We start from the raw sequence: 12,783 nt of genomic DNA on the forward strand, positions 1-12,783 counted from the left end.
GCGCCGGCTGCCGCGGGCGTACTTCTGCTGATGTTCCTGCTGCCCGCCTGGCTGCACTCGCCACTGGCGTTTCCGCGGTCGGTCGGCGCCGCGGAGGCGCAGCGGCGCAGCGCGGCCGACGGCCGTCCGGTCGTCTACTGGCGGCCGGGCTGCACGTACTGCCTGCGTCTGCGGATCCGGCTGGGCCGCAGTGCCCGTCGTGCGCACTGGGTCGACATCTGGCGCGACCCGGCCGGGGCCTCGGTGGTGAGGGCGGCCAATGACGGCGACGAGACCGTACCGACCGTGGTGGTCGGGGGCCGGCCGCACGTCAATCCCGATCCGGGCTGGGTGCGCCGGCAGCTGCCCCGCTCCGGGTGAAGGGCGAGTCCGGCCGGGCCGTGCCTCGCCCCGCAGGGGCCGGTCGTCATGGCCGGCAGGTCCGGGAGTCGTCGGGCCGTCAGGTCTGCGGGCAGGTTCCCCGGCCGGGGGTGCGGTGGGAGCGCAGCCACTGGGCGAGCAGGGCGAGGGCGGCGAGGACGGCCACCGTCGCGGCGTAGACGACGGACGTCTCGTGCAGCCCCGTGTGGGTGACGGCGATTCCGGCGGCCACCGCGGGCACGCTGAAGGACAGGTACGAGATCACGAAGGCCACCGAGAGCAGTTCACCGCGTTCGGACGGGGCGGCGATACGGGCCAGTGTGCCGAAGCTCGCGAGGGCCGAGCCGCCGAAGCCCACTCCGGCGACGACGGTGCCGAGCGCCGCCGTGCTCAGGGAGTTCTCCTCGACGCCGGTGAGGGCGACGGCCGTGCCGGCCAGCAGCAGGCTCGCGCCGAAGGTGAGGGTGCGCGCGGTTGGCCAGCCGCGCAGGGCGAACGCGGTGAGCGAGGCGGGCACGGTCAGCAGGGTGACCACCAGACCGCCCACGACGTGGCTGGACAGACCGAACAGCCCGACGGCGACGGAGGGGCCGAGGGAGAGGTAGAGACCGCCGAGCGCCCAGCTGGCGACGAGGATCGGCACCAGTCCCAGCAGGTCGGCCCGGAGGCGCGGGGCCACCCGGAGCCGGGGCTGGAGCGAACGGGCGGCGCCGGGACGCCGGAGCGAGGTCTCGGGCAGCGCCAGGAGCATCGTGCCGGCCAGGATCACCGCGCCCAGCAGCAGCGCGTACACCAGGCGCGTGGGGTGCGGACCGTACTCCACGAGGAAGCCGGAGCCCAGGGAGCCGAGTCCCAGGCCGAACGTGGGTGCCGCGCCCGTGACGACGCCCGCGCGGTGGGGGGCGTGGGCCGGGTTGAGGTCTGCCAGGGCCGCGCCGAGGGCGGTCATGGCGGCGCCGGTGGCTATGCCCTGGACCAGCCGCGCGGTCAGCAGCAGGGCCACGTCGTCGGCGGTGAGGAACACGGCCATCGACACCGCTTCGAGTGCGAGCGCCGACAGCAGGACCGGCCGTCGGCCGAGGTGGTCGGACAGGGCGCCGAGCACCAGGAGGGCCGCGATCATCCCGAGGACGTACACGGCGAAGACCGTGGTGAGGACGGTGGCGGAGAAGTTCCACTGCTGCTGGTAGACGACGTACAGCGGGGACGGCGCGCTGGACGCGGCCATGAACAGCACGAAGACCACCGCGAGGGCGGCGAAGGCCGCCGGATGCCCCAGGCGGCGCCCGGTACCGGGCGGGGACGCGACGGGTGGGGAGGCGGGCGGGGGCGGGGAGGTGTGGTTCTGGGGCAGGGCGGAACCGGGCACGACTCTCTCCAAACGCAGTGATCGATGCGTTAAGGACGCTACCACTAACGCAACGATCAGTGCGATAATTCCGTCATGGTTGACGCTTCAGCTCAGGCACGCCCCGGTGGCCGCTCCGCGAAGGTGCGGGCGGCCGTCCACCGCGCCGTCGCGGACCTCCTCGCGGAGGAGCCCGCGGAGGCGCTGACAATCCCCGCCGTCGCCGCCCGCGCGGGCGTGCACGCCACGACCGTGTACCGGCGCTGGGGGTCGGCCGCCCAGCTGCTCAACGACGTCGCCACCAGCCGGTTCAGCGGCGACGTGGTCGTACCCGACTCCGGCTCGCTGGCCGGCGACCTGGAGCGGTGGATGGAGGACGTCGCCACCGACCTCGCCGACCCGGACACACTCGCCCTGATGCGCGCCACGATCGGCTCCGGCCCGGAGGGCGGCTGCGCCTGCACCGCGGACCGGCACGAGCAACTGAGCGCCATCATCGAACGCGAGCGCTCCCGGGGCGGTGAGGCGCCCGCCGTGGGCAGTGCCGTCGACTTCCTGCTCGGCCCGCTGTACTACCGCGCCATCTTCAGCGCCCGACCCGCGTCCGGCGACTGGGCGCGCGAACTCGTGACCACCTTCCTGGCGGCCACCGCGGCGCTCAAGTAGCCGCGGGCGGGGGCACGGGTGCGCGTCCCGCGGCGCCGGGCCCGACCGGGGCGCCGCCCCTCCGCCGTGACGCGGACCGACCCGTAGTCTGTGATCATGGGCGTTCCGGGTACGCACACCACCGGACCGGGGCGCGGGCCCCGGACGGATGCGGAGTTTCGATGAACTTCTGGTCGATCTACCAGCACGGATTCGCGCGGATCGCCGCGTGCACCGGCCACGCCGCCATCGCCGACCCGCCGGCCAACGCGGAGGCCGTACTGCGGCAGGGACGCCGGTGCTCGGAGGAGGGCGTCGCCGTCGCGATCTTCCCCGAGCTGTGCCTGTCCGGTTACTCGATCGAGGACCTCCTGCTGCAGGACGCGGTGCTCGACGAGGTCGAGGAGGCCCTCCAGATCGTGGTGGCCGGCTCCGCGGACCTCACCTCCGTGCTCGTGGTGGGCGCACCCCTGCGCCACCGCCACCGCGTCTACAACTGCGCGGTGGTGGTGCACCGCGGCCGGATCCTCGGCATCGCCCCCAAGTCCTACGTGCCGAACTACCGCGAGTTCTACGAGCGGCGGCAGATCGCCGCGGGCGACGACGAGCGCGGCGGATCGATCCGGATCGGCGGCGCCGCCGTGCCGTTCGGCGTCGATCTGCTCTTCGCCGCGCAGGACGTCCCCGGCCTCGTCCTGCACGTCGAGATCTGCGAGGACATGTGGGTCCCCGTGCCACCCAGCGCCGAAGCCGCGCTCGCGGGCGCCACCGTCCTCGCCAACCTGTCCGGCAGCCCGATCACCGTCGGCAGGGCCGAGGACCGCCGGATGCTCTGCCGCTCCGCGTCCTCACGCTGCCTCGCCGCCTACGTCTATGCGGCGGCCGGACTCGGCGAGTCGACCACGGACCTGTCCTGGGACGGCCAGACCATGATCTACGAGAACGGCGTCCTGCTGGCGGAGACCGACCGCTTCCCGCAGGACGACCGGTACGCCGTGGCCGACGTCGACCTCGACCTGCTGCGTCAGGAACGCCAGCGGATGGGCACCTTCGACGACAACCGGCGTGCCCACGCCGCACGCACCGACAGCTTCCGACAGGTGGAGTTCCGCCTCGACCCGCCGGAGACGGACCTCGGGCTCAAGCGCCGGGTCGAGCGCTTCCCGTTCGTGCCCGCCGACGCGGACCGGCTCGCCCAGGACTGCTACGAGGCCTACAACATCCAGGTCGCGGGCCTGCAGCAGCGCCTCGCGTCGATCGGCGGCCCCAAGGTCGTGATCGGCGTGTCCGGCGGCCTGGACTCCACCCACGCGCTCATCGTCGCCGCGCGGGCGATGGACCGCGCCGGCCGCCCGCGCAGCGACATCCTCGGGTTCACCCTCCCCGGCTTCGCGACCAGCGACCACACGAAGGGCAACGCGCACAAGCTGATGCGCTCCCTCGGCATCACCGCCGCCGAACTCGACATCTCGCCGACCGCACGGCTCATGCTCAAGGAACTCGGCCACCCGTTCTCGTCCGGCGAGCCGGTGTACGACATCACCTTCGAGAACGTCCAGGCCGGACTGCGCACCGACTACCTGTTCCGGCTGGCCAACCAGCGCGGCGGCATCGTGCTCGGCACCGGTGACCTGTCCGAACTGGCGCTCGGCTGGTGCACGTACGGGGTCGGCGACCAGATGAGCCACTACAACGTCAACTCCGGCGTGCCGAAGACGCTCATCCAGCACCTGATCCGCTGGGTCGTCGGCAGCGAGCAGTTCGACGAGGAGACCGGCAGGACACTGACCGCGATCCTGGACACGGAGATCAGCCCCGAACTCGTCCCGGGCGAGGAACTGCAGTCCACGGAGTCCAAGATCGGGCCGTACGCGCTGCACGACTTCACCCTCTTCCACGTGCTGCGCTACGGCTTCCGGCCGTCGAAGATCGCCTTCCTCGCCTGGCATGCCTGGCACGACAAGGAGGCGGGCGTCTGGCCGCCGCACTTCCCGGCGCCCAAGCGGGCGGAGTACGACCTGCCGGTGATCTGGGAGTGGCTGGAGGTCTTCTGCCGGCGCTTCTTCGCGTTCGCGCAGTTCAAGCGGTCCGCCATGCCGAACGGGCCCAAGGTCTCGGCCGGCGGTTCGCTCTCGCCGCGCGGCGACTGGCGCGCCCCGTCGGACGGCACGGCGCAGGCCTGGCTGCGTGACCTCGCCCGCTGGAACATGTCGGGCGACACGAGCGGTGGTTGAGCCGGTGCGACGCCGCCGGTGCCCGCCGGGAGCCGCCCTGCCGGTGGACCCGTCCGCCGGCCCGGGGGCGGCGACGCGGCGCGCAGGCACGTACCGACAGGCAAGGGTGAGGTGATCACAAGTGGAAGCCGACTGGCTGTCTCAGCGTGCGCGGGAGGCCGAGGCGGTCGTGCCCGGCGGCTTCGACCTCTCCGAATGCGTCCGTGAGCCCATCCACCTCCTGGGCGGAGTGCAGTCCTACGGCACCCTCCTGGCCGTGGCTGCCGACTCCGGCGTCGTGGACACGGCGGCCGAGAACTGCGCCGCGCTGCTCGGCGTCACGGCCCCCGACCTGGTCGGCGCCCACGTCTTCGGGGTGCTGGACCCCGACGACTGGGCCGAGGTGCTGGACGCCACCGCGGGCGAGGACGGCACGGGTGCCGCTCTGCCCGTCGTGGCGGGCGCCGGACCGGCACGACGGACGTTCGACGTGTCCGCCCACCGCCGGGACGGTCTGGTCGTCCTGGAGTTCGAGCCCCGGGATGAGGCGGCGGCGTTCCACTTCTCCGGCTTCTACCAGGGCATCCGCCGGGCACTGGCACGGCTGCGGTCGGCCGGATCCGTGGAGGACTGCTGCCGGATCGCCGTCCGGCAGGTGCGCGAACTGACGGGGTACGACCGCGTGGTCGCCTACCGCTTCGACGGCTCGGACGGGCCCGGCGAGGTGGTGGCCGAGGACGTGGCCGACGGCTGGGAGCCCTGGCTGGGGCTGTGGTTCCCCGCCACGGACATTCCCCCGCAGGCCCGCCGGCTGTACGAGGAGAACTGGATCCGGGTGATCGCGGACGTCGACGATCCGACGGTCCGCCTGTATCCGGAGGTCAGGGCGGCGACCGGGGCCCCGCTGGACCTGTCGGGCTCCGCGCTGCGCACGGTGTCGGGCTTCCACCTCGAATATCTGCGGAACATCGGTGTGCGGTCGTCCATGTCGGTGTCCGTGCTGCGGGAGGGCCGGCTGTGGGGGCTCATCGCCTGCCACGGCGGCGCCCCGGTGACGCTGGCGCCCGAGGTGCGTTCGGCGTGCGAGCTGTTCGGCGCGGCGTTCTCGCTGCAACTGGCGGCCATCGAGGAGCGCGGGCGGGCGGACGCGCTGACCCGCTCCGGCGGACGCGCGGCGGCAGTGGCCGAACTGCTGGGCGTGGACCTGGAGGCCTCGCTGGTGCGGCACGCCGCGGAGGTGCGGGCCCTGATGGGGGCGGACGCCGTCCTGCTGATGCGAGGCGGCCGTCTGACGTCCACCGGGGCGCCGGTGTCCGGGCGCGTGGCCGACGAACTCGGCCGACGCGCGGCGCAACTGCCGCCGGGAGCGGTGTGGGACACGGACCGGCTGCCGGAGCTGCTGCCTGCCGAGGAGACGCCGGAGACGGCCGCCGCACTGGGAGCACCCACGGCGGGCGGCCCCGGCACCCCGGCCGGACAGGGCACGGCAGGAGCGCCGCACCCGACGGACGGCCCGGACGTGGCAGGGACCCCGCAGTCGGCGGACGGGCCGGACACGGGAGGGACAGCGCACCCGACGGACCGTCCGGGCACGGCGGGGGCGGCCGGTGAGGACGGGTCGGACGCCGTGCCCGCGGGGGTGTTGATGATCCCCCTGCGGCCCGGGGACTTCCTCGCCTGGCTGCGGACCGAGCGGCCCGTCCCGCGGCGTTGGGCCGCCGACCCGGCCGTGCCGGTCAAGGTGGGCCCGCGCGGCGAGCGGCTGACGCCGAGGGGCTCCGGCGAGGTCCTCCGCTCCGTGATGCGCGGCCGGAGTCTGCCGTGGACACCGCAGGACCGTGCGACGGCCGGGGAGTTGTGGCGCATGCTGACCGGGCTGGTGCTGCACCACGCCGACATCCTCGGCGAGCTCAACGAGGAACTGCGGATGACTAACACGGACCTCGACTCGTTCGCGCACGCCGCCGCTCACGACCTCAAGGAACCCTTGCGCGGCATCTCGAACGCGGCGACCTTCACGCTGGAGGACGCGGGTGCCGGCCTGGACGCCAGGAGCGTGGCGCGGCTGCGGACCATGGAGCGTCTGGCGGGCCGCATGGACGAGCTGCTCAACTCACTCCTGCACTACGCCCGGTTGGGGCGCGCCGGCCTGCGGCGGCGTGACGTCGCACTGGACGAGGTCGTCGACGCGGCGCTGGAGGTCGCCGGGCCGCGGCTGGCGGAGGAGCGCGTGGCCGTGCTGCGGCCGCCGTCCCTGCCCGAGGTGAACGCCGACCCGGACCGCCTGTACGAGATCCTGGTCAACCTGCTGGTGAACGCCGCCAAGTACGCCGGGGACCGGCCGGACCGGACGGTGGCGATCGAGGTGGAGAGCGTCCACCGGCCGAACGGGTCGGGCACGGAGCAGGCCCTAGTCGTCCGCGACAACGGCCTCGGCATCCCGCCGGACCGGCAGGCCGAGGTGTTCGACCTGTTCCGGCGGCTGCACGGGCCCGGCGACCACGGCGGAGGAACCGGGGTGGGACTCGCGGTCGTGAAGCGCATCGTGGAGCGGCACGGCGGACGCCTGTGGCTGGAGAGCGAGCCGGGTCTCGGCTCCGCCTTCTACTTCACGCTCGGCGATCCGGTGCCCGCTCCGTCCGACCCGGCGTGACTCGTGGTCTGCTGCCAGTAGTCCACCGCGCCCTTCAGCACCGTGCGGAACAGATGGAAGTTGACGGGCTTGTAGATGTAGCTGTCCGCGCCCGCCGCGTAGCAGGCGTCGACCTCCGTGGGCGCGGTGGAGGAGGTGAACACGACCACGGTCACGGCCGAGAACTCCGGGTGGGAGCGGATGGCACCGAGGATCGTGTGCCCACTGGCGCCGGGCATGTTGAGGTCGAGGAGGATCAGCCCGGGCAGCTCGTCGGCCCCCCGCAGCCCGGCGACGACCTCCTCGCCGCGGTTCGCGAACTCCAGCCGCAGCTCCGGATGGGTCTGGGCCAGGGCGCGTTCGATGGCCTCCGCGTCCTCCTCGGAGTCCTCCACCACCAGTACCCGGCCGTGGTCGACCGACCTGCCGTGTTCGGGCTGCTTCACGATGGTCCTTTCAGCTGGGCCATGAGGACGGCTGTGTCGTCGTCGCCATGCCGGCGGAAGTCCGCCGACATGGCGACGAGCCGCCCGGCCGCGTCCGTTGCGTCACCGAGCCCGCGTACCGCGTCGGTGAGGTGGTCCTCGAAATAACTGCCGTCGGCGCCCTTGGCCTCGGTGAGGCCGTCGGTGAACATCACCAGGGCCTCGCCCGGTGCGAGGCGCTGCCGGGTGGGCCGGTAGTCGGCGTCCTCCAGCACCCCGAGAAAGATCCCGGAGCAGGGGATCTCCCGCACCCGGCCGTCGACGCCTCGCACCAGGGGACGAGGGTGACCGGCGCTGGCCACCTCGACCGACCAGCCGCCGGGTGCGGGCGTCAGCACCGCGACCACCGCGGTCACGAAGCGGGTCGTCCGCTCGGTGAGGAGGGCCCGGTTCAGCCGGGCGAGTGCCTGACCGGGCGGAGTGCGGTCCTCCAAGAGGGTGCGGAGGGTGTGCCGGGCGAGGCCGGTGAGCGCGGCGGCCTCGGCGCCCCGGCCGCAGACATCGCCGATCAGCAGGGCGATCCGGTCGCCGGTCACGACGGCGTCGTAGAAGTCCCCTCCCACGTCGAGACTGGAGTCGGCCACGGCGTAGGCGGCGCTCAGCTCCACGCCTTCGACGTCGGGCAGCGCCCGGGGCAGCAGATGCCGCTGCAGCACCTCCACATGGCGGCGCCGCTGCTCGTACAGCGTGCTGGTGTCGATGGCCAGGGCGGCGCGTCCCGCGAGATCGTCCAGGAGACGCGGGCTGCCGATGTCGGCGTCGTCGCGGTGGTACAGGAAGGTGAGGGTCCCGAGAGCGCGGCCCCGCGCCCGCAGCGGACTCACACTCACCGCTCGTACGGGTGCTCCCGCGGCCGGGGAACCGACGCCGAAGGGGCCGCCCATCAGGTCGGCGCCGCGCAGCACCACGCTCGCCTTCCCCTCGGCCCCCGCACGCAGCGCCTTCGCCAGCCACGAGTCCTCGCGGGACACGCCGGCCAGCCAGTTCTGGGCGGAGGCGGCGACGTGCGCGGATGCGACGGGGGCGAGTTCGCCGTTGGGCTCGAAGAGGTGGACCACACATCCTTCGGCGACGGCCGGGACCGCGAGCCGGGCCACCCGCCGCAGCGTCTCCTCGACGTCGAGGCTGGCGTCCATCTGGAGCGAGGCCTCGGCGAGGAAGGCGTCCTCGACCTGACGCCGATCGTGTATGCGGTACTCCACGATGCGCTTGTTGCTCGCGATCAGGACGTCGGCCACCTGGAGCAGCCGTTCCTCGAGAACGCCGTCGTCGGCCGGTGGTGCGGCGAGACCCACCCACAGGGACGCCCAGTCGGACCCGCCGAACGGGATGACGCATTCGAGGGCGTGCACGGCTCCGGCAGCGAGGAGGAGACGACCCTCGGGGCCCCGAACGGCATCGTCGGACCGAAGGGGGACGTGACGCACGACCTCCGGGCGGTGGGGGACGGCGTCGGCGCGGGCCGCGGCGCAGACGTGCTCGCCCCACTTCGCCAGCTCCACGGGGCCGATGGTGACCGGTCGTGCGGTTCCGTCGCTGGAATGGCGGACGTACTGGATGTCACGGGCGGTCCAGCGGCTCCCGACGCCCACCACCACGTCCGGGTGCGAGAGCAGAGCCGGGTAGACGCCGTCCGCGAGGCCGGTGACGTCCTGGACCTCGGCGGCCGCCTGCCAGAGGGTGTGCAGCACTGCGGACCACTCGTCACCGGCCGCCGGCCGGGACGATGAGTACGCGCCGTCCTGGGACACGAATTCCCCTTTGCTCCCGCTTCTCGGATGCCTCCTTCCCTGCATTCTCCCCTTTGTGCCCGCCCCACGGGCCGGTGGCCTGCGCTGTCGGAGGGGGAACGGCCCGCCGTACGGGAAGAGGGGCGGCCTCGGCCGCCCCGTCCGGGCCGCGAGAAATGCGGTGGAGCGGCACCGGGCCCGCCGGATACGGTCGCGGGATGAGTACGCGTACGTTCCGTATCACCGTCCGCGGTGTCTTCGACGGACTCACCGGTGACCAGCGGGCCGAGCTCCTGGCCCGTGCCGCCGAGCACGACGTCCTGCGGGCGACCTTCACCCCCGAGGGGCACCTGAGTTACGACCTGGCCGCGCGGTCCGCCTTCACGTTCCGTTTCCAGGACTCGGGGGACGCGGAGGAGGACATCCTCGAAGCGGCCGAACGTGCCGAGGCGGCGGCCGGGACGTGGCTGGCCGAGCGCGGCTACGGCTACAAGAACCTCAGGAGCAGTGCCGAGGACCTCTCCCAGGCACCGCTCGGCAAGCGGCAGCGCCGCGCCGCCGCCCAGCGGCACGGGTGACGCGGGGCGCCCCGGCGGAGCACCGGCCGACAGCGGTGCCGGCATCGCGCGGCTCTCGTCCCGGCACGCCGCCGCCGGGTGCGGCTTGCGGGACCCGTCAGCGGCCGGCGAGGAGTTCGAGCGTGTCGATCACGCGGTTCGAGAAGCCCCATTCGTTGTCGTACCAGGCGACCACCTTGATGTGACGTCCGTCGACGCGGGTGAGGGCCGAGTCGAAGATCGACGACGCCGGGTTGCCGGTGATGTCGGACGACACCAGCGGGTCGTCGGAGTACTCCAGGATGCCGGCCAGGGGGCCGCCGGCGGCGGCGCGGTACGCGGCCAGCACGTCGTCGCGTGTCACGTCGCGGGCGACGGTCGTGTTGAGTTCGACGATCGAGCCCACCGCGACCGGTACGCGGATGGAGTCGCCGGACAGCTTTCCGTCGAGGGCGGGCAGCACGTGTCCGATCGCCTTGGCGGCACCCGTCGTGGTCGGCACGATGTTGGCCGCGGCGGCGCGGGCGCGGCGGGCGTCGCGGTGCGGCCCGTCCTGCAGGTTCTGCTCCTGCGTGTAGGCGTGCACCGTGGTCATGAAGCCGTGTTCGATGCCGGCGAGTTCGTCGAGCACCGCGGCCAGGGGCGCGAGCGCGTTGGTCGTACACGAGGCGTTCGAGACGATCGTGTGCGCGGCCGGGTCGTAGGCGTCGGTGTTGACGCCGTACGCGAGGGTGACGTCCGCACCGTCCGACGGCGCGCTGACCAGGACCTTCCTGGCGCCCGCGGTGAGGTGGGCGCCGGCGGCCGCGGCGGAGGTGAAGCGGCCGGTCGCCTCCAGCACGATGTCGACGCCGAGCTCGGCCCACGGCAGCTTCGCCGGTTCGCGCTCGGCGAGGACGGTGATCCGGCGTCCGTCGACGACGAGGGTGTCCCCGTCGGTGGTCACGGGGCGGCCGAGCCGGCCCGCCGTGGTGTCGTAGGCGAGCAGCCGCGCGAGGGTGGCGGGCTCCGTGAGGTCGTTGACGGCGACGATCTCGAGATCGCTGTCGCGCTCCAGGAGTGCGCGCAGCACATTGCGTCCGATACGGCCGAATCCGTTGATGGCGATGCGAGTCATGAGAGGTGTCCTTTCGGGTCGCCACAAGACTCACTCGGCGGGCCCGCGCGTGGCAGTGGCGTGAGTGCCACGATCCGAAAGGATCGCGCCAGCGGGACGGCGGGGACGTCAGTCGCCCTGCGCGAAGGTCCGCCGGTACTGACTCGGCGTGGTCCCGAGGATGCGCTGGAAGTGCAGCCGCAGATTGACCGCGGTCCCGAGACCGACGTCGGCGGCGATCTGCTCGACGCTTCGCTGGGACCGTTCGAGCAGTTCGCGGGCCATGTCGATCCGGGCGCGCATGACCCACTGCATCGGCGTGTAGCCGGTGTCCTCGACGAAGCGCCGCGAGAGGGTACGCGGTGAGACTCCGGCATGCCGGGCGAGGGTGGTGAGGGTGAGCGGGTCGTCCAGCCGGTGCAGGGCCCACTCACGAGTGGCGGCGAACCGCTCTCCGAGTGGCTCGGGCACACTGCGCGGCACGTACTGCGCCTGGCCACCGCTGCGGTAGGGGGCCGCGACCAGGCGGCGTGCCGCGTGGTTCGAGGCGGCCACGCCCAGGTCGCCGCGCAGGATGTGCAGGCACAGGTCGATGCCCGAGGCGGCGCCGGCGGAGGTCAGCATGCTCCCCTCGTCCACGAACAGCACGTTCTCGTCGACCTGGACGAGGGGACGCTTCGCCTGCAGGGCCCGCGTGTAGTGCCAGTGCGTCGTGGCGCGTTTGCCGTCGAGGAGACCCGTGGCGGCGAGCGCGAAGGCGCCGGTCGAGATGGCGGCGAGCCGCGCGCCCCGGGCGTGCGCCGCGACCAGCGCTTCCAGGACGGCTCCCGGCGGGTCGTCCCGGTCCGGAAAGCGGTAGCCGGGCACGAAGACGATGTCGGCCCACTCCAGGGCCTCCAGGCCGTGCGCGACGGAGTACGACAGGCCGTCACCGCCGGTCACCAGCCCCGGTGCCGCGCCGCACACCCGGACCTCGTACGGCATGCTCGCGCGGGTCGTGAACACCTGGGCGGGGATGCCCACGTCGAGCGGTTTCGCACCTTCGAGCACGAGAACGGCGACGCGTTGCAGGCGGGAGGCTGGCACGGGGCAAGCGTACGAGAGGCCGGCCGGGCAGTCCGGCCCGGCCGGCCTCGGCGTGGCCCGCCGCGGGTCGGCGTGGCCGCCCTGGCGCGGAGTGGCTCGCCCTGGGGCGGACGGACCGGCGCGGGTGGTTCAGGTCGGGGGCCGTGACGGTCAGACGGGTTCGGGGTGGCCGAACAAAGGGCCGTAGCCCACCGGGAGTTGGAGGAGGACTTGCTCCATCAGGTCCTCGCCCGCGATGTCGGACACGACGCTGAGGACGGCGCCCACGTCCCAGGTCGCGGTCTTCTCGGTCGCGCCGTCGATCCACGCGGCGGTCGCGCGGACGAAGCGCTCCGGAGAGAGCGGTTCATGTGCCTGCAGCGGATTGAGCAGGACGAGTGCCAGCGTCTCGGGGAGCCGGGCGGCCAGTTGGCCGCGCACCTCGCCCACCAGGTGTGCACCCAGCAGGGCGAGGACGACGCGCGAGGCGCGTTCGGCCTCTTCCCGCGTGGGGTATTCGCCGCGTTCCCGTACCGCGGACAGGAAAGCGAGCCAGTCCCTGCGCATGATGTCCTCCCGACCTGGTGTCGCCGTGGTGGGGGGGCTGCCGGGTGCGGCAGCCCCCGCGTACCGGGTCCCGCCCGTCGCTGCC

General features: G+C 73.2%; 11 protein-coding genes. 5 read left to right on the forward strand and 6 right to left on the reverse strand.

The genetic code is table 11. The features are described 5' to 3' along the window. Positions 1-30 precede the first annotated feature (30 nt). Positions 31-360: a glutaredoxin domain-containing protein gene (locus ACZ4NT_RS28260; protein WP_467728231.1), complete on the forward strand. Its 330-nt coding sequence runs from the start codon at positions 31-33 to the stop codon at positions 358-360. A gap of 79 nt (positions 361-439) precedes the next feature. Here the strand turns inward: ACZ4NT_RS28260 and ACZ4NT_RS28265 are convergent, their stop codons facing one another. Further along, positions 440-1,729 (reverse strand): MFS transporter, encoded by a 1,290-nt coding sequence (locus ACZ4NT_RS28265; RefSeq protein WP_467728153.1) that lies wholly within the window; start codon positions 1,727-1,729, stop codon positions 440-442. A gap of 75 nt (positions 1,730-1,804) precedes the next feature. Here ACZ4NT_RS28265 and ACZ4NT_RS28270 point away from each other — a divergent pair, with 75 nt between their 5' ends. The 3 genes from ACZ4NT_RS28270 to ACZ4NT_RS28280 all read left to right on the forward strand — a co-directional run bounded on the left by ACZ4NT_RS28270 (position 1,805) and on the right by ACZ4NT_RS28280 (position 7,219). Then, complete coding sequence (locus ACZ4NT_RS28270) at positions 1,805-2,374, forward strand: TetR/AcrR family transcriptional regulator (protein ID WP_467728154.1); 570 nt, start codon at positions 1,805-1,807, stop codon at positions 2,372-2,374. A 161-nt stretch (positions 2,375-2,535) separates the two neighbouring features. Continuing rightward, entirely contained in the window at positions 2,536-4,587 is a 2,052-nt protein-coding gene (locus ACZ4NT_RS28275) for an NAD(+) synthase (protein WP_121408998.1), read from the forward strand. A 121-nt stretch (positions 4,588-4,708) separates the two neighbouring features. Then, positions 4,709-7,219 carry an ATP-binding protein gene (locus tag ACZ4NT_RS28280; protein ID WP_467728155.1) on the forward strand — a complete coding sequence of 837 codons (2,511 nt, stop codon included), beginning with the start codon at positions 4,709-4,711 and terminating at the stop codon, positions 7,217-7,219. Here ACZ4NT_RS28280 and ACZ4NT_RS28285 read toward each other — a convergent pair. Both ACZ4NT_RS28285 and ACZ4NT_RS28290 read right to left on the reverse strand, forming a co-directional pair. Further along, positions 7,171-7,647: a response regulator gene (locus tag ACZ4NT_RS28285; RefSeq protein ID WP_467728232.1), complete on the reverse strand. Its 477-nt coding sequence runs from the start codon at positions 7,645-7,647 to the stop codon at positions 7,171-7,173. The genes ACZ4NT_RS28280 and ACZ4NT_RS28285 overlap by 49 nt on opposite strands. Then, on the reverse strand, positions 7,641-9,434 hold the full coding sequence (locus ACZ4NT_RS28290) for a PP2C family protein-serine/threonine phosphatase (RefSeq protein ID WP_467728156.1): 1,794 nt from the start codon (positions 9,432-9,434) through the stop codon (positions 7,641-7,643). Before ACZ4NT_RS28290 ends, ACZ4NT_RS28285 begins: the two co-directional genes overlap by 7 nt. Before the next feature lie 197 nt (positions 9,435-9,631). On the opposite strand from ACZ4NT_RS28290, the gene ACZ4NT_RS28295 reads away from it, so the two are divergent. Continuing rightward, positions 9,632-9,991: a DUF6204 family protein gene (locus ACZ4NT_RS28295; RefSeq protein WP_467728157.1), complete on the forward strand. Its 360-nt coding sequence runs from the start codon at positions 9,632-9,634 to the stop codon at positions 9,989-9,991. A gap of 97 nt (positions 9,992-10,088) precedes the next feature. Here ACZ4NT_RS28295 and gap read toward each other — a convergent pair whose 3' ends face one another. From gap to ACZ4NT_RS28310, 3 genes are all read right to left on the reverse strand, one after another. After that, entirely contained in the window at positions 10,089-11,087 is a 999-nt protein-coding gene (gap, locus tag ACZ4NT_RS28300; RefSeq protein ID WP_121408993.1) for a type I glyceraldehyde-3-phosphate dehydrogenase, read from the reverse strand. 108 nt (positions 11,088-11,195) lie between these two features. Further along, positions 11,196-12,152 carry a helix-turn-helix domain-containing protein gene (locus tag ACZ4NT_RS28305; protein ID WP_121408992.1) on the reverse strand — a complete coding sequence of 319 codons (957 nt, stop codon included), beginning with the start codon at positions 12,150-12,152 and terminating at the stop codon, positions 11,196-11,198. A gap of 150 nt (positions 12,153-12,302) precedes the next feature. Next, positions 12,303-12,698, reverse strand: a complete 396-nt coding sequence (locus ACZ4NT_RS28310) for a DUF2267 domain-containing protein (RefSeq protein WP_121408991.1) — start codon at positions 12,696-12,698, stop codon at positions 12,303-12,305. Positions 12,699-12,783: the final 85 nt, after the last annotated feature.

The organism is Streptomyces sp. NPDC026417, assembly GCF_055567695.1.